Below are 15774 nucleotides of genomic sequence, written 5' to 3'. Positions count from 1 at the left end.
AGCAATGCAAAACTACGGGATTGCGCACGTCTGGGCGCAAGGTGACTTCGTCACGCGGGGCATCGCGCTCGCGCTGGTGATCATGTCGGTACTGTCGTGGACCGTCATCATCGTGAAGGCATGGAATGTCGTGCGCCTGAAGCGCCTGACCAAGAACGCCGAACAGGCCTTCTGGCACTCCGACGACTTCAACGACGGCATCAAGAAGCTCGGCAGCCAGTCGTCGAGCCCGGCAGACAACCCGTTCCTCGCCTTGGCCCTCGCCGGCCAGGAAGCGGCGGATCATCATCACCAGACGCAACCGCATCTGCACGACCGCATGGACGTGTCGGACTGGATCACGCGCTGCCTGAAGGACGTGATGGACGAAGGCGTCGGCCGCATGCAGTCGGGCCTCGCGGTTCTCGCGTCCATCGGTTCCACTTCGCCGTTCGTCGGCCTGTTCGGCACGGTGTGGGGGATCTATCACGCGCTGCTGACCATCGGCGCGACCGGCCAGACGTCGATCGACCAGGTCGCCGGCCCGGTCGGCGAATCGCTGATCATGACCGCGTTCGGCCTGTTCGTTGCAATCCCTGCAGTGCTCGGCTACAACGCGCTGACGCGCGCGAACAAGGGCATCGTCACGAAGCTGAACCGCTTTGCACACGGCCTGCACGCGTTCTTCGTCACGGGCACGAAGCTTTCGTCGACGAAGCGCGCGACGAACGCCTCGTCCGACAGCCTGCGTCTCGCGACGCGCGCGTCGTAAGCCCGGGAGGTTCGCATCATGGCCATGAGCCCTTTTGCCGGCGATGAAGACGACGGCATGATGAGCGAGATCAACATGACGCCGCTCGTCGACGTCATGCTGGTCCTGCTGATCATCTTCCTGGTGACGATCCCCGCGATGCATCACGCGGTGAAGATCGACCTGCCGCACGCGAGCAGCCAGCCGCAGGACGAGAAGCCCGCGCACGTGAACATCGCAATCCAGGCCGACGGCACGACGCTGTGGGACGAACAGCCTGTCGACGAAGCGACGCTCAACGCGCGCATCGCGCAGGCGGCGCAGCAAACGCCGCAACCGGAGATCCAGCTGCGCGCGGACCGCAAGGTCGCGTATGAGAGGGTCGCCGACCTGATGTCGGCGGCGCAGGCGGGCGGGCTGACCAAGATCGGCTTCGTCACCGAGCCGAAGAGCGGCAAGTAAGCCGGCTCAAGCAACGCGCGCGCTTTCGAACGTTCGCACGCTCCAAAGTAAAAGGCCTTCATCGTCAGATGAAGGCCTTTTTTTGTGCGCGCTCGGCGCATTCGGGCGAGGCGGTCACTTTGGGTTCGTATAGCCAGAACCAGAAGTCCCGTCACATGCAGCAGCCGTGGTCGACACGGACAGTGCAATCAACCCTATCAGGCTAACTATCAGAGCAGCCGTGAGTTTTCGCATAGGAGCTCCTTAGCGAAAGAGGTTTCAATATACTGCCGCCATTTTCGGGCATCAATTGAATCTGACCATCGCTTATCCGCACTGCCCCGCCTCAAATCAATGACGCGCGTCATTGCGTTGAAACTGTTTCTCGTTCCGGCCGTTCATGAACAGGACATTCTCCGGGGAAGAGCTGTCCGCTGCCGATCGACTCGACCAGAAAATCGACGAACGCCCGCACTGCAGGGACCATGCCTTGCCGTGACAAAAACACCGCATAGAGTTGCGGCGACGGAAAGGTCCAGCCCGGCATGACCGGCGACAGCTGCCCCGTGCGCAGCGGCGCGCCGTACATCATCTCGGGCAGCGCCGCGATGCCGACGCCGCGCATCACGGCCTCGCGAATCATCGACAGGTCGGCGGTGACCAGCCGCGGCTCGTGCTCGAACTCGTGGCGCGTGCCGTCCGGCGCGATCAGCCGGTAGACATGGCGGCCGTCCGCCGAGGGCGTATCGAGCGTGTCGTACTGCGCGAGTTCGGCGGGCGTCATCGGCGGCGCATTCGACTTCAGCAGCGACGGCGCCGCCACCAGCATCTGTTCCGTGCGCCACAGCGGCCGCGCGACCACGTTCGAACTGGCGGGCGGCTCCGAGCGCACGCGCAGCGCGACATCGATGGCATCCTCGAACAAATCCACCACGCGGTTGGTCACGCGCAGCACCACCCGCACCTCCGGAAAACGATGCATGAAGTCCGGCATCACGGCGGACAGAAAGGTCTGCGCGATGGTCACCGGCACGCTCACGCGCACCGTGCCGCGCGGCGAATCGCGCAGGCTCTGCACGACATTCACCGCCGCCTGCGCTTCGGCCAGCATCGCCTGGCAATGCTGGTAGAACAGCTGGCCCGCCTCAGTCAGCGCCAGCTTGCGCGTGGAGCGCTGCAGCAAGCGCACGCCGAGCGAAGCCTCGAGTTCCGAGACGCGGCGCGACAAACGCGACTTCGAAATGCCGAGCACGCGTTCCGCAGCCGAGAAGCCGCCGTGCTCGACGACGTGCGAGAAATACATCAGATCGTTCAGGTCGTGCGAGTCAACTTTCATGGTCGATCGGAAAACTCGAGAAGGCGCGTTGCTGTGGTTCGTTATCGCCAGCGGGACAATCCATTGCGCCGAGGCGGCTTTTTACGCGAAATGCGGCCCATATAATAGCCCTGTGTTTCAAAAATATCGCTATTCCCCTTTGAACGCTGGATTCACGAAGCGAGACATCATGACCGACAGCCGCAGCATCGAACGCATCATTCCGGCGACCCGCACCGTCGAAGGCGGCGGGTTCGTCGTTCATCGCCCGTTTCCGACCCGTCTCCTGATGGACTTCGACCCGTTCCTGTTGCTCGACGAAATGGGTCCGGTCGATTACGCGCCCGGCGAGGCCAAGGGCGCGCCGGATCATCCGCATCGCGGCTTCGAGACCGTCACGTACATGCTCGAAGGCGAGTTCGGCCACAAGGATTCGGCAGGTCATTCCGGCACGCTGCTGCCCGGCGACGTGCAATGGATGACCGCCGGCGCGGGCGTCGTGCACAGCGAGATTCCCGCCGAGGCTTTCACGCAGCGCGGCGGGCGCGTGCATGGCCTGCAACTGTGGGTGAACCTGCCGCAGCGCGACAAGATGGTCGCGCCGCATTATCAGGAGATTCCGTCGGCACGCATTCCGGTCGCGATGAGCGAGGACGGCAAGGTCCGTGTGAAGGTCATCGCCGGCGAGGCGCTCGGCGTGAAGGCGGCGATCGAAACGCGCACGCCGATCCTGTATCAGCACGTCTCGCTGCAACCGGGCGCGACGATCTCGCTGAACGTGCCGCGCGAGTTCCGCGTGTTCGCGTATCCGCTGTCGGGCACGGCGCTGTACGGCCCGCAGAAGCAGCCGGTGCGCGCCCAGCAGATGGTGATCTTCCGCGACGACAGCGATACGGTCTCGCTCGCCGCCGGCGACGAGCCCGTGGAACTGCTGTTGATCGGCGGCGTGCCGCTCAAGGAGCCGGTCGTGCGTTATGGTCCGTTCGTGATGAACACCGAGGACGAGATCCGCCAGGCCGTCATCGATTATCAGGCGGGCCGGATGGGCGCGATCGCGCATTGAGCATTCAGCGTTGAACATGAGAGGGCGCTGATTTTCAGCGACTCCGGCGCGGCATGAACGGACACATTGCGTCACAATGACCGTTCGTTCCGCGCCGTTTCGTTTCACACTTTCATTTCACCGGATCAATCGAGGAGCAGCGCATGACCCGCCCCGTCGTGACCGCCGAGATCGGCGCTACCGATTTCCACGTTCGCCTCGCGGACGGCTCGCACGACTGGAGCGCCGACGAACCCGTCAGCCTCGGTGGCGGCGACACGGCTCCGGACCCGCACTCGCTTCTGCTCGGCAGCCTCGGCGCCTGCACGTCCATCACGCTGAAGATGTACGCGAAGCGCAAGGAATGGCCGCTCGAGGCCGTGCATGTGGAACTGTCGGTAGAGAGCGCTGCAGCGGGCACGCGTATCGATCGCCGCATCGCGCTGACCGGACCGCTCAGTGACGAGCAGCGGGAACGTCTCTTGCAAATTGCCAATGCGTGCCCGATCCACAAGGTCCTGTCCGGTCCGATCCACATCGATTCCGCACTGGCGCCGTAACGCGTCGCGGGCACACTGAACGTTCAAGGAAACGTCGTTTTGAATTTCGAACACCTCATCCAGATCAACGATCCGCAGAATCCGCTGGTCCAGTCGCTGACACGCGAGCAACTGTGGGAAGGCCTTGTCCTGCGCGCCGAGCAGCCGCAGTTGTTCGTGTTGGGACTGGACCGCTGCGACATCCTTTCGCGCGACGGCGACAGCATGGAGCGCGAGTTGCATTATGGCCAGGCCGTCGTGCGTGATCGCGTGACGCTCAACCCGCAGTCGAGCGTGCGCTACGACATCCTGCCGACCGCCGAATATGTGGGCGGCTCGCTGACAATGGCGATCGAGGAGCCCGACGATCAACAGCTTTTCCTGCGCTTCACCTACAGCACCACGCTGCCGGAGCAAGCCAACCCGACGCCCGATGAACTGCAGACGCAGGAGATCGTGAAGTCGGCGTATCGCGAGTCGGACATCGACACCGTGCATCTGATCCGTCAATTCGCGCACGGCCGGAACGACGACAAGCCGCTGCACTGAGCCTCGTTCAAACGTGGCGGCGAATGCTTCGCCGCTACATCGAGCTTGGCTATCAAAAATTGTGCTTCGATCAGAAAGTCTATTTGCAAATAGGAATAGTTATCATTTACTATAGACCCATCGAATCAACGAGCGCACTCTTCCGACATGACCGACACGCTGCGATCTTCCACGCTCAGGCTGCGCCGCCCGGCTGTCCGCGACGCCGCGATTACCCGCCCGAAAGCGACCACCGTGACCACCGTTCACGTCCAGCACGCCGCGGAAAGCCCGGGCGAGCGGTCACTGAAAAGCGATGCGCTGTTGCAGGGACGCAGTCATGTCAGCATCCTGCATAACGGGGAGACCTATCAGTTGCGCGCGACTCGTCTGGGCAAGCTGATCCTGACGAAGTAGCGCAAAGAACAGCAGTAGTACCGTGTATTGTGGGGACCACCTCTCCAAGAGGTGTTTGGCCTTAGCCAGCGAGGACGACTTGCACGCGAGAATTTAGACCCCTTCGTGCAAACACCAGCCAGTCGTCGATAGCAAGCGAAGCCGCTTTTTTTGGTTCCCGCGCGTTTGCGTGATGGTCCGCCTGATGAGGCCAGCGCAATGATGAACAAGCGAACGGCACGCCCTTCTTCCCGAAGGCGTGCCGTTTTGTCTTTGATGAAAAGCGTCAGACGTTCTCGATACCCAGCGCAGCGATGCCCGCCTTGGCGATCTGCGCATCCTGTTCCGACTTCACGCCCGAGACGCCCACCGCGCCCACGATGTCCGTACCCACGAAGATCGGCACGCCGCCTTCGAGCATCGCGGTCATCGGCGCGCTGAGAAACGCCGTGCGGCCCTGCTTGATGGTGTCTTCGTAGACCTTCGTCTCGCGGCGGCCGAGCACGGCGGTGCGGGCCTTGCCCGTCGCCATCTCGACGGTGCTCGCCCCCGCCCCTTCCAGCCGATGCAGATGCAGCAGATGCCCGCCATCGTCGACGATCGCAATCGTCACGTTCCAGTTGTGATCCTTCGCGTGCGCCTCGGCGGCGGCGGCCATCGACTTGACGTCGTCGTCGGTCAGTACGGGTTTGGTTCTCACGTGCGTTCTCGCGGCCGTCGGTCACGGCGTGGACGGTTTATCGGCTGAAGCCCCAGAACATCAGGTACCACGCGCTGTCGGCTACGGCCAGCGCAGCGACAAACCATACCATCGTGAGGACGCGCGGAACAAGCGTCGTGGCGTAGCGCCCCGTCACGCGCCACGCGAGCCACGCGCTCCATGCGTTCGCGATGAACAGCAGCGTGAGGCGCAGATCCGTCACCCACCAGAGCGGCAGCTGTTCGGCGCGCAGCAGCGAGACCGTGGTCGCCGACAAGCCCAGGAACACACCGCAGCCCGCCAGCGGAATCAGCGCGAGCGTCAGGTGATGCAGCCGCCTCGCTTCCATCTTGCCGAGCATGCGCGTGCCCGCCGCGAGCAGCGCGAGCAGCGCGGTGCCGTACACGAGCCCCGTCACGACGATATAGCCGATGACCATTGTGCCGTCGAGCCACGAGAAGACATCGTTCTGCTCGGGGTAATGCGTGAAGAGGAACCACGGCGCGTTGGTGTCGAGCGGCCACAGAATGTTGTGGTCGATCAGCCAGCCGGCAAAGAACTGCTTCAGGTCGACGAACCACGTGCTGACAGTCCAGTGGAACGCGCCAATCGCGATGCCGAGCAGCCCGTACAGAATGAGCGCCGTGTCCCACGGATTCGCGGCCTTGTCGCCGAGCTTCACGACTTCTTCTGCGGGCGAGCGCCACGTGAGCGCAATGGCGTCGCGATGACCGCTGCAGCGGCCGCACATGTGGCAATCGGCGGCGCCCTTCATGTTGCGCAAGGGCACGAGCGGCGCGCAGTTGATCGGAATCACGCGATGGCCATGCTCGCCCTGCTTGTACGAACGGCGCCACGCGTCTTCGCTGACCTTGAAGTGGAACGGCGCCAGCCGCGCGAGCAGCGTGAACACGCCGTTCACCGGACACAGGTACTTGCACCACACGCGCTTCTCGCGGCCATACAGCACGCCGATGATCATCGCCCCGACGGTCGAACCGCCGAGCACCAGCAGCACGGCCTTCGGATATTGATAGACGCTGACCATCTGGCCGTAGATGGTCGTCAGGCCGAACGCGACGAACGGCCAGCCGCCCCAGCGCATCCAGCGCGGAATGGCCCAGCCGCGGCCGAAGCGGCTCGCGAACTCGGTGAGGGCGCCCTCGGGACACAGTACGCCGCACCAGACGCGGCCGAGCATGACCATCGACAGCAGCACGAACGGCCACCAGATGCCCCAGAACACGAACTGTGCGGCGAGCGTCAGGTTGTTCCACAGATGCGCCGAGCCATCGGGCAGCGGCATCACGGCGGGAACGAGGATCAGAAACGCATACACGGCAACGACGACCCACTGAATCATCCGGATCGCGCTGCCGTGACGTTGCATCCATTGGCCGGCTTGCTGAAGCCGGCCGGGTTGAGGCATTACAGAACTCATGCTGGACGGCTTGCCGCCTTTTGTTTTTGCGCCATCTGATGATTCGAACGGCGCAGCAGAAGATAAATGACGATCCAGTACACGGCGTACGCCACGAGGTTCATGCCGGCCGGATGCGCGCGATAGCCCGTCAGTGTAGCGACCAGCGAGCCGAAGGTGCTCGAATCGTCGAGGAGCGCGGAGGTGTTCCACACCTGGTTGACGATGACCGGCAGCACTTCCATGTCGATCAATTTGTCCACGCCCGTCTCGAACAGGCCGGCCGCGAGGAACAGCAGCATGATTTCCGTGACGCGGAAGAAGGCGCGCCAGGAGAAGATCTTGCCGCCGAGTTGCAGCACGTAGAAGGTCAGCAGCGCGAGCCCGAAGCCCAGAATGATGGCCACGTATTGTGACGCGGCGACGTGCCCTGACTGACCGAAGCCGACGCCATATAAGAACACGGCCGTCTCGCTGCCCTCGCGCGCGATCGCCAGCGCGACCAGCAGCGCGATGCCCCACCAGTGTCCGTCCTGCGTGCTCTTCTGCAGCGAAATTTCCATGTCGCGCTTGAGCGTGCGGCCGTGACGCTTCATCCACAGTACCATCTGCACGATCAGCACGCACGCCACCAGCACCATCGCGGTCTGGAAGTAATCCTGCGCGTTGCCCGACAGCACTTCGGTGAAGCCGATCAGCGCGGCGCCCAGCGCCACCGCCGCAAGCAGCCCGATGACGACGCCGGCCCACAGATAAGGCAGGCCGCGGCGCGCCTGATGGTCGCCGTTCTTCAGCCACGCGTAGAGAATGCCGACGACGAGCAATGCCTCGACGCTCTCACGCCATACGATGAAAAGTACCTGCCCCATACCCAACCTCCAGCGATTCCACTTCAACCGGACGCGCACGCGGCGCGTCCAATACCCTTTACTTGGCGACGATCACGCCCTGCGCGCTCTGGTGAAAGTCGTCGAAAAACTTGTATTCGCCCGGATCCAGCGGCGCGATCACGACGAACGAATCCGCGCCCGGCGCGAGCACCTTTTCCTTGCGCAACTGCACGCTCTCGAACTCGGCCGCGCCCTTGCCGATGTTGTGCACCTCGATCTTGATGCGCTGCCCCGCCGGCACTTCGATACGCGCCGGATTCAGCTTGCCGTCGTTCATTTCGAGCTTGAACGTGGGCAGGTCGGCGGCGTGCGCCATGTTCATCCCGGCAGCGGCGGCGCACAGCGACATCGCGATCGCCGCCATCTGGCTTGTCAGTTTCATGCGAACTTCCTGATTAAGAGCGCGCCCGGTCCGGGATGCCGGGCGCCACGGACGATCAGTAACCGCCCTTCTTGCCGATGCCCGCGAACGGGAAGTCGTATTCGATCGTGAACGGCTTGAACCACGGACCCACGCCGGTTTCCTTGTCGGTGTGACGGCCGAACGCCATATGGCCGGTTTCCGTCGGCGGCGCGATGTGCAGTTTCAGGTGGTACTTGCCCGGGCCGAAGAGCTTCACGTTGTCGCCATAGTGCGGGCCGTCGTTCGCGACCATCGCCATCAGGTCGCCCTTGACGGTCTGGGTCGTGCCCACCTTGCTCAGTTCATAGGTCACGTTGAGATAGGGCATCCAGTCGCCTTCGGCGAAACCCGTCGGGTTGTTCTTGACCGCGTGGATGTCCGCCTCGAGGTGGATATCCGAATCCGATGCCTTGCGCATCATGCCTTCCGGCGCCATCGTGATCGGCTGGAGGTAGACGGCGCCCGTTTCCATGCCGCCCTCGATATGCTGCTTGCCGATCGGATATTCCGCGGCCGACGCCGCCATCATTGCCGTAAGGCCCGCGGCGGCCACGAGGCCGCGCATCAACGTTGAACCCATAGATACTCCTTGTTGTTATCGACCGGCTCGGGGCGCCACGCGCGCCTGCTGCCCGGACATCAGGTCCGACTGCCGGATATCCGGACGATGCGCCGGACGGATTGAAAGTTTCTGCCAGGGATGGGCGATTCGAACGTCCACGGTGAGCAGCGCTAGCACAACTTTGTGAACGTTAATACGAACCATTCTCAAAGTTTGCCAAGTTTAGCATCGTTCGACACCCGGAACAATTTGAGCGGGCTTACAAACCCAGCGCCGACAAGGCTTTTCGCGGCATCGACAGGGCTTGCATGGCGCAAAAAAACGCGGCCGGCCCGCCGGGCCGCCGCGTATTTCAAACGAGGCCTCAAGAATCTATTACATAAGCCTTACTTGCCGCCGGTTCCGGCCACGTGGTCGCCGACATTCGCGCCAAACACGCGTTGCCGCAGCAGCGCCAATTGGTCGCGGGTCTGCGCGGCCTTCTCGAATTCGAGATTCTTGGCGTGGTCCATCATCTGCTTTTCGAGCCGCTTGATTTCCTTGGCGATCTGCTTCTCGGACATGTCCTCGAACTTCGCGCGCGTCTGCGCTTCCTTCAGCTCGGCGCGGGCTTCGTCGGCGTTATAGACACCGTCGATGATGTCCTTGATGCGCTTCTCCACGCCGCGCGGCGTGATGCCCATCGCCTGGTTGTGCGCGATCTGCTTGGCGCGGCGCCGCTCGGTCTCGTCGATGGCGCGCTTCATCGAGTCGGTCATGTTGTCGGCGTAGAGAATCGCCTTGCCGTTCACATTGCGCGCCGCCCGGCCGATGGTCTGGATCAGCGAGCGCTCGGCGCGCAGGAAGCCTTCCTTGTCGGCGTCGAGAATCGCGACGAGCGAGACCTCCGGAATGTCCAGCCCTTCGCGCAGCAGGTTGATGCCGACCAGCACGTCGAAGGTGCCGAGCCGCAGGTCGCGGATGATTTCCACGCGCTCCACCGTGTCGATGTCGCTATGCAGGTAGCGCACCTTCACGCCGTGATCGGCGAGGAACTCGGTCAGCTGTTCGGCCATGCGCTTGGTGAGCGTGGTGACGAGCACGCGTTCATGCACGGCGACGCGCGCGTTGATCTCGGAGAGCACGTCGTCCACCTGCGAACGCGCGGGACGCACTTCGATTTCCGGATCGACCAGCCCGGTCGGGCGCACGAGCTGCTCGGCCACCTGCCCGGCCTTGCCCTTTTCATAGTCAGCGGGCGTGGCCGAGACGAACACCGCCTGACGCATCTTGCGCTCGAACTCGTTGAACTTGAGCGGCCGATTGTCGAGCGCGCACGGCAGCCGGAAACCGTAGTCGACGAGATTCTCCTTGCGCGCGCGGTCGCCGTTGTACATGCCGTTCAACTGGCCGATCAGCACGTGCGATTCGTCGAGCAGCATCAGCGCGTCGGACGGCAGGTAGTCGACGAGCGTCGGCGGCGGCTCGCCGGGCATTGCGCCGGAGAAGTGCCGCGAGTAGTTCTCGATGCCCTTGCAGAAGCCGAGCTCCTGCAGCATCTCCAGGTCGAAGCGGGTGCGCTGCTCCAGCCGCTGCGCCTCGACCAGCTTGCCCTGCTCGTAGAAGAACTCGAGCCGTTCGCGCAGTTCGTCCTTGATGGCCTCGACGGCGCGCATCACGGTGTCGCGCGGCGTCACGTAGTGCGACGACGGATACACGGTGAAACGCGGAATCTTGTTGCGCACGCGGCCGGTGAGCGGATCGAACAGATGCATGGCTTCGACTTCGTCGTCGAACAGTTCCACGCGCACGGCCATTTCCGCGTGTTCCGCCGGAAAAATGTCGATGGTGTCGCCGCGCACGCGGAAGGTGCCGCGCGAGAAGTCGGCTTCGTTGCGCGTGTACTGCATCGCGATCAGGCGCGCGATGATGTCGCGCTGGCCGAGCTTGTCGCCGGTGCGCAGCGTCAGGATCATGCGATGGTATTCGGACGGATTGCCGATACCGTAGATCGCCGACACGGTGGCCACGATCACCACGTCGCGCCGTTCGAGCAGGCTCTTGGTGGCGGAGAGCCGCATCTGCTCGATGTGGTCGTTGATTGACGAATCCTTCTCGATGAACAGGTCGCGCTGCGGCACGTACGCTTCCGGCTGGTAGTAGTCGTAGTACGAGACGAAGTACTCGACCGCATTGCGCGGGAAGAATTCGCGGAACTCGGCGTAGAGCTGCGCGGCAAGCGTCTTGTTCGGCGCGAATACGATAGCCGGACGGCCCATGCGGGCGATCACGTTGGCCATCGTGAAGGTCTTGCCGGAGCCGGTCACGCCGAGCAGCGTCTGGAACGAGAGACCGTCCTCGATCCCTTCCACCAGTTTCGCGATGGCTTCGGGCTGGTCGCCCGCGGGCAGATACGGCTGATAGAGCTGGAACGGCGAGCCGTCGAAGGTGACGAACTTCGATTCGTCCAGTTCTTCGGGAGAGTCGATGAGAGTGTCGGACATGGAGATTCGATGCGTCGTCGCCGGAGCAAACACTTATTCTAGCGGCTGCCGAAAACACGCGCGGCCCGGCGGATGGGAGCGCGCGGCGGTCGGGACTGACGGCGCGGCGCCTGAGTCCATAGCACATTGGGACCGTGCCGCCGATCTCAAGCATCGGCCTTGCGGCCCTTTTTGACGACGCGCGCGGAATCGGTCGAACTGACCACGGCGTGAAAAACACGCGCTCTCGGCAAGGTGGCGGCAAAAAGCCGGGCCGGATTCGCTACAATGTGCGACTGTGCTCGACGGCGGGCAACGGACATTTCTCACAGCGGCGCAGCATGCCGCGCTGCAGGGACCGCCGAAGACGCCACGCGGGCATCGTCCCCGTTCCGGGCTGGCTTCGCGCCAGTTTCGCGCTCCTTGGCCTTCCGGGCGCCACTCCGCCGCACCGTCTTTTTCTCACTGCCGATAGATCATGTCTCTTTTCTCTGCCGTCGAACTCGCTCCCCGTGACCCCATCCTGGGCCTCAACGAAGCCTTCAACGCCGACACGCGCGCCACCAAAGTCAATCTGGGCGTCGGTGTCTACACCAACGAGGAAGGCAAGATTCCGCTGCTGCGCGCCGTGCGCGAAGCCGAAAAGGCACGCGTCGATGCCGCCCTGCCGCGCGGCTACCTGCCGATCGACGGCATCGCCGCCTATGACGCCGCCGTGCAGGCGCTGCTGCTCGGCCAGGACTCGCCGCTGATCGCTGCGGGCCGCGTCGTCACGGCGCAAGCGCTGGGCGGCACGGGCGCGCTGAAGATCGGCGCGGACTTCCTGAAGCGCCTGAACCCGAACGCCAAGGTCGCGATCAGCGATCCGAGCTGGGAAAACCATCGCGCGCTATTCGAAGGCGCCGGTTTCGAAGTCGTCAACTACCCGTATTACGAAGCCGCCACGCACGGCGTGAACTTCGACGCCATGCTGGCCGCGCTGAACAGCTACGCCGCGGGCACGGTGGTCGTGCTGCACGCGTGCTGCCACAACCCGACGGGCGTCGACCTCTCGGACGCGCAGTGGAAGCAGATCGTCGAAGTCGTGAAGGCGCGCGAGCTCGTGCCCTTCCTCGACATGGCCTATCAGGGCTTCGCGGAAAACATCGAGGCGGACTCGGCCGCCGTGCGCCTGTTCGCGGGCGCTGAACTGAACGTGTTCGTGTCGTCGTCGTTCTCGAAGTCGTTCTCGCTGTATGGCGAACGCGTCGGCGCGCTGTCGATCATCACCACCAGCAAGGAAGAGTCGGCGCGCGTGCTCTCGCAACTGAAGCGCGTGATCCGCACCAACTATTCGAACCCGCCGACGCACGGCGGCTCGATCGTCGCGGCCGTGCTGGCCTCGCCGCAACTGCGCGCGACCTGGGAACAGGAACTCGGCGAAATGCGCGACCGCATCCGCGCCATGCGCAACGGCCTCGTCGAGCGCCTGAAGGCGAGCGGCGTCGACCGCGACTTCTCGTTCGTCAATCAGCAGCGCGGCATGTTCTCGTACTCGGGCCTGACGTCGGCGCAAGTCGACCGTCTGCGCGAAGAGTTCGGCATCTATGCCGTCAGCACGGGCCGCATCTGCGTGGCCGCGCTGAACACGCGCAACCTCGACGCCGTCGCGACCGCGGTGGCCGCCGTGCTGAAGTAAGGCTGTTCCCGGACGTTCGGTCGCTGCGGCGGCCGGACGAAGAAATGGCGCCCTGCGTGAATCGCATGGGCGCCATTTTTTTTGTGCGCTGCCTTCATGTGTTGCCTTTGTGCGCTGCCTTATTGCGCGCTACAGCGTGCGGGGTGCGTCTGGGATCGTGGCGGCATCGTCCGCTTCGACGAAACCGTATGAAATCGCCCGCGCCAGTTCGGCGCTCACGCTCGCGACGTCGGTCTGTTCCTGGCGCACGCCGGCCGCGGCGTGGCTGCCCGCTTGCATGCAAAAGGCCAACGCGATGGGCAGCAGCATCACCACGGGCCAGTAAGTCGATATTGTCTTTCTCATTTGGACTACCTCGATTCGATGTCGGAGCGAAGCGAACGCCCACTTGCCGACACTCGAAATGTTACGGAAATGAGAGAATCTTAAAAAGGTATTGAAAAGCAAAGCTTTGTTGCAGCCGGGGCAACAAGGCCCCGCCGACGATGCCCCCGGAAACGCAGGTTCATACGGCGAACCGCAGTCATAAAGGCTTACAAAGTTGTCGGGACATCGGGCCATCGGGCGTGTCTTAATAAGACACGCTCCAACGAATTATTCCAAGATCATGAAATCCGCAGTCGCTGGTCTTTTGTTCGCCTCGTCCGCCGCGCTTCTCGGCGGTTGCGCGGCTTATCCCGATGCCGGCGGGTACTACGGCGGCGGCTATCCCGCCACCGCGTATGACACGCCCGGCTACGACGGTTATTACGGCGGTCCGCCCGTCGTGCAGCCTGGCGTGGTCGTAGGCGGCGGGTACTACTACGGCGGCCCGGGTCCAGGTCGCTATTGGGACGACGGCCCCGGCTGGCGCCGTCCGCCGCCCGGCGGATGGAACGGCGGCTGGAATAACCGTCTGCCGCCGAACCGCGGCAACGGTGGTCCTCCGCCGCAAGCCGGTGGCGGGCACGGCGGGCCGCCTCCCCAGGCGGGCGGTGGACGTCCAGGCGGACCTCCGCCTCAGGCCAACGGCGGGGCTTTGCCGCGAGCAGTCGGCGGGCCGCCGATGCGGCCTCAAGCCGCACCGCCGCCGTCGAACTCGGGCGGCAATCAGGGTGGCAACCGTGGCGGTGGTGGAGGCAACAGTGGCGGCAATGGCGGCCGCTGGCACAACGGACCTGTCGGCAACTGAGTTCGCTACCCGGACACCAAAGAACGGCGCCCGACGACAAGTCGGGCGCCGTTTTTTTGTTACAGCGCTCAGCCCAGATGCGACCGCTGCGCCTTGTACAGCTCGCGAAAGGTCCGGCCGACGGGCGCCGGCATGTCGCGCGTTGCGGTCCAGCCGGCGCCGAGCGGCAGGCGTGCAATCGACCGGTTCTTGCCGCCCATGCGCTCCAGCACGCGCACCGCGAGTTTCGTGAACAGCGAATAGGCAGTCGGATGCTTCGCGAGATAGCCCCACATGGCGAGCCCGGCGCGCTCCTTCCACGGGCGCAGGCGCCGCTCCATCTGCTTCTCGCGCAGCTTGCGCAGCAGGTCCGACAGCGGAATCCCCACCGGACACACGCTGTTGCACTCGCCGCATAGCGTGGCGGCCTGCGGCAGGTCGAGCGCGCGGTCGATGCCCACATACGCCGGCGTCAGCACCGATCCCATCGGCCCGGGATACACCCAGCCGTACGCATGTCCGCCGATCTTCTGATACACCGGACAGTGGTTCATGCACGCGCCGCAGCGGATGCAGCGCAGCATCTCCTGGAACTCGCCGCCGATCAGCCCGGTGCGCCCGCCATCGACGAGCACGAAGTACATGTGCTCGGGACCGTCGGTGTCATCCGGAGCACGCGGACCGGTCAGCAGCGAGAAATAGTTCGACACCGTCTGTCCGGTCGCCGAGCGCGGCAGCAGGCGCATGGCGGTCGCCAGATCCTCGAGCGTCGGCAGCACCTTCTCGATGCCCGTCACCGCGACATGCACGCGCGGCATCACCGTACACATGCCTTCGTTGCCCTCGTTCGTGACGACCGCCACCGAACCCGTTTCCGCGATCAAAAAATTGCCGCCGGTCACGCCCATGTCCGCCGACATGAAATGCGGCCGCAGCACCTCGCGCGCCTCGCGCGTCATTTCGGGAATGTCGGTCAGGCGCGGCTTGTGGTGCGTCTTCGCGAAGAGATCGGCGATCTCGTCCTTATCCTTGTGCACGACCGGCGCGATGATGTGGCTCGGCGGCTCGTTGTCGTTGATCTGCAGGATGTATTCGCCGAGATCGGTTTCGATCGACTGCACGCCCATCTCGCCCAGCACGCGATTGAGCTGCATCTCTTCCGACACCATCGACTTGGTCTTGATGACCTTCTTCACGTCGTGCTTGCGCGCGATCTCGGCCACCAGCCGCGCGGCGTCCTGCGTCGATTCGGCGTACAGCACGGTGGCGCCGCGCCGGGTTGCTTCGCGCTCGAAGGTGTCGAGCCAGACATCGAGATTCTCCAGCGCCCGGTTGCGCCGTTCCTTCAACGCCGCGCGCGTCGCCTCGAAGTCGATGTCGCGCACCGCGTTCGCCCGCCCGGTGACGAACTTCGTCGACAGCTTCTTGAGGTTCTGTTGCAGGCGTTCGTCCGCGAGCTTGCTGCCGGCGCGCGCCTTGAACTGCATCGTCTGAACTTGCATGGGGAGTGCTCCGTCC

The 15774-nt window shown here is 63.9% G+C and carries 17 protein-coding genes; 8 read left to right on the top strand and 9 right to left on the bottom strand.

Features of this window, described 5'->3' with window-relative positions; all coding sequences use genetic code 11:
• The first annotated feature begins 4 nt into the window (after positions 1–4).
• Positions 5–751, top strand: a complete 747-nt coding sequence (locus QCE64_RS04835; RefSeq protein ID WP_309915095.1) for a MotA/TolQ/ExbB proton channel family protein — start codon at positions 5–7, stop codon at positions 749–751.
• Between the two features lie 18 nt (positions 752–769).
• Positions 770–1192 carry a biopolymer transporter ExbD gene (locus QCE64_RS04830; protein ID WP_310002867.1) on the top strand — a complete coding sequence of 141 codons (423 nt, stop codon included), beginning with the start codon at positions 770–772 and terminating at the stop codon, positions 1190–1192.
• Positions 1193–1535: 343 nt separating this feature from the next.
• On the opposite strand, the gene QCE64_RS04825 is transcribed toward QCE64_RS04830, so the two are convergent.
• Positions 1536–2507 carry a LysR family transcriptional regulator gene (locus tag QCE64_RS04825; RefSeq protein WP_309915089.1) on the bottom strand — a complete coding sequence of 324 codons (972 nt, stop codon included), beginning with the start codon at positions 2505–2507 and terminating at the stop codon, positions 1536–1538.
• Positions 2508–2676: 169 nt separating this feature from the next.
• On the opposite strand from QCE64_RS04825, the gene QCE64_RS04820 reads away from it, so the two are divergent.
• From QCE64_RS04820 to hemP, 4 genes are all read left to right on the top strand, one after another.
• Positions 2677–3549 (top strand): pirin family protein, encoded by an 873-nt coding sequence (locus tag QCE64_RS04820; RefSeq protein ID WP_309915086.1) that lies wholly within the window; start codon positions 2677–2679, stop codon positions 3547–3549.
• Between the two features lie 143 nt (positions 3550–3692).
• Positions 3693–4088: an OsmC family protein gene (locus QCE64_RS04815; RefSeq protein WP_310002864.1), complete on the top strand. Its 396-nt coding sequence runs from the start codon at positions 3693–3695 to the stop codon at positions 4086–4088.
• Between the two features lie 39 nt (positions 4089–4127).
• Positions 4128–4616 (top strand): SRPBCC family protein, encoded by a 489-nt coding sequence (locus QCE64_RS04810; RefSeq protein ID WP_309929656.1) that lies wholly within the window; start codon positions 4128–4130, stop codon positions 4614–4616.
• 147 nt (positions 4617–4763) lie between these two features.
• Positions 4764–5012: a hemin uptake protein HemP gene (gene hemP / locus QCE64_RS04805; protein WP_309807942.1), complete on the top strand. Its 249-nt coding sequence runs from the start codon at positions 4764–4766 to the stop codon at positions 5010–5012.
• Between the two features lie 265 nt (positions 5013–5277).
• Here the strand turns inward: hemP and QCE64_RS04800 are convergent, their stop codons facing one another.
• The 6 genes from QCE64_RS04800 to uvrB all read right to left on the bottom strand — a co-directional run bounded on the left by QCE64_RS04800 (position 5278) and on the right by uvrB (position 11449).
• Positions 5278–5691: a heme-binding protein gene (locus tag QCE64_RS04800; protein ID WP_309807941.1), complete on the bottom strand. Its 414-nt coding sequence runs from the start codon at positions 5689–5691 to the stop codon at positions 5278–5280.
• 37 nt (positions 5692–5728) lie between these two features.
• Positions 5729–7132 (bottom strand): 4Fe-4S binding protein, encoded by a 1404-nt coding sequence (locus QCE64_RS04795; protein WP_309915077.1) that lies wholly within the window; start codon positions 7130–7132, stop codon positions 5729–5731.
• Positions 7129–7980 (bottom strand): FTR1 family protein, encoded by an 852-nt coding sequence (locus QCE64_RS04790; protein WP_309915074.1) that lies wholly within the window; start codon positions 7978–7980, stop codon positions 7129–7131. Before QCE64_RS04790 ends, QCE64_RS04795 begins: the two co-directional genes overlap by 4 nt.
• Before the next feature lie 58 nt (positions 7981–8038).
• Positions 8039–8383: a cupredoxin domain-containing protein gene (locus QCE64_RS04785; RefSeq protein WP_309807938.1), complete on the bottom strand. Its 345-nt coding sequence runs from the start codon at positions 8381–8383 to the stop codon at positions 8039–8041.
• A gap of 55 nt (positions 8384–8438) precedes the next feature.
• Positions 8439–8984: an iron transporter gene (locus tag QCE64_RS04780; protein WP_309807937.1), complete on the bottom strand. Its 546-nt coding sequence runs from the start codon at positions 8982–8984 to the stop codon at positions 8439–8441.
• A 368-nt stretch (positions 8985–9352) separates the two neighbouring features.
• Positions 9353–11449: an excinuclease ABC subunit UvrB gene (gene uvrB, locus QCE64_RS04775; protein WP_310002862.1), complete on the bottom strand. Its 2097-nt coding sequence runs from the start codon at positions 11447–11449 to the stop codon at positions 9353–9355.
• Between the two features lie 457 nt (positions 11450–11906).
• Here uvrB and QCE64_RS04770 point away from each other — a divergent pair, with 457 nt between their 5' ends.
• Complete coding sequence (locus QCE64_RS04770; RefSeq protein ID WP_309915068.1) at positions 11907–13106, top strand: amino acid aminotransferase; 1200 nt, start codon at positions 11907–11909, stop codon at positions 13104–13106.
• 129 nt (positions 13107–13235) lie between these two features.
• On the opposite strand, the gene QCE64_RS04765 is transcribed toward QCE64_RS04770, so the two are convergent.
• Positions 13236–13451, bottom strand: coding sequence for a hypothetical protein (locus QCE64_RS04765; RefSeq protein WP_309915065.1), 216 nt, complete (start codon positions 13449–13451; stop codon positions 13236–13238).
• A 262-nt stretch (positions 13452–13713) separates the two neighbouring features.
• Between QCE64_RS04765 and QCE64_RS04760 the strand changes: the two genes are divergently transcribed.
• Complete coding sequence (locus tag QCE64_RS04760; protein ID WP_310002860.1) at positions 13714–14277, top strand: hypothetical protein; 564 nt, start codon at positions 13714–13716, stop codon at positions 14275–14277.
• 68 nt (positions 14278–14345) lie between these two features.
• Here QCE64_RS04760 and QCE64_RS04755 read toward each other — a convergent pair whose 3' ends face one another.
• Positions 14346–15758: a lactate utilization protein B gene (locus tag QCE64_RS04755; RefSeq protein WP_309929648.1), complete on the bottom strand. Its 1413-nt coding sequence runs from the start codon at positions 15756–15758 to the stop codon at positions 14346–14348.
• Positions 15759–15774 lie beyond the last annotated feature (16 nt).

The sequence above is a fragment of the Caballeronia sp. LZ043 genome (genome assembly GCF_031451075.1).
Classification (GTDB): Bacteria; Pseudomonadota; Gammaproteobacteria; order Burkholderiales; family Burkholderiaceae; genus Caballeronia.
This window is presented reverse-complemented; position numbering and strand designations above follow the sequence as displayed.

Excerpts from the sequence above, each read along its gene's own strand:
- QCE64_RS04795 (WP_309915077.1), bottom strand. The coding sequence starts at position 7,132 with ATGAGTTCTGTAATGCCTCAACCCGGCCGGCTTCAGCAAGCCGGCCAA.
- QCE64_RS04770 (WP_309915068.1), top strand. The coding sequence starts at position 11,907 with ATGTCTCTTTTCTCTGCCGTCGAACTCGCTCCCCGTGACCCCATCCTG.
- uvrB (WP_310002862.1), bottom strand. The coding sequence starts at position 11,449 with ATGTCCGACACTCTCATCGACTCTCCCGAAGAACTGGACGAATCGAAG.
- hemP (WP_309807942.1), top strand. The coding sequence starts at position 4,764 with ATGACCGACACGCTGCGATCTTCCACGCTCAGGCTGCGCCGCCCGGCT.
- QCE64_RS04765 (WP_309915065.1), bottom strand. The coding sequence starts at position 13,451 with ATGAGAAAGACAATATCGACTTACTGGCCCGTGGTGATGCTGCTGCCC.
- QCE64_RS04835 (WP_309915095.1), top strand. The coding sequence starts at position 5 with ATGCAAAACTACGGGATTGCGCACGTCTGGGCGCAAGGTGACTTCGTC.
- QCE64_RS04760 (WP_310002860.1), top strand. The coding sequence starts at position 13,714 with ATGAAATCCGCAGTCGCTGGTCTTTTGTTCGCCTCGTCCGCCGCGCTT.
- QCE64_RS04830 (WP_310002867.1), top strand. The coding sequence starts at position 770 with ATGGCCATGAGCCCTTTTGCCGGCGATGAAGACGACGGCATGATGAGC.
- QCE64_RS04785 (WP_309807938.1), bottom strand. The coding sequence starts at position 8,383 with ATGAAACTGACAAGCCAGATGGCGGCGATCGCGATGTCGCTGTGCGCC.
- QCE64_RS04825 (WP_309915089.1), bottom strand. The coding sequence starts at position 2,507 with ATGAAAGTTGACTCGCACGACCTGAACGATCTGATGTATTTCTCGCAC.
- QCE64_RS04790 (WP_309915074.1), bottom strand. The coding sequence starts at position 7,980 with ATGGGGCAGGTACTTTTCATCGTATGGCGTGAGAGCGTCGAGGCATTG.
- QCE64_RS04815 (WP_310002864.1), top strand. The coding sequence starts at position 3,693 with ATGACCCGCCCCGTCGTGACCGCCGAGATCGGCGCTACCGATTTCCAC.
- QCE64_RS04755 (WP_309929648.1), bottom strand. The coding sequence starts at position 15,758 with ATGCAAGTTCAGACGATGCAGTTCAAGGCGCGCGCCGGCAGCAAGCTC.
- QCE64_RS04780 (WP_309807937.1), bottom strand. The coding sequence starts at position 8,984 with ATGGGTTCAACGTTGATGCGCGGCCTCGTGGCCGCCGCGGGCCTTACG.
- QCE64_RS04820 (WP_309915086.1), top strand. The coding sequence starts at position 2,677 with ATGACCGACAGCCGCAGCATCGAACGCATCATTCCGGCGACCCGCACC.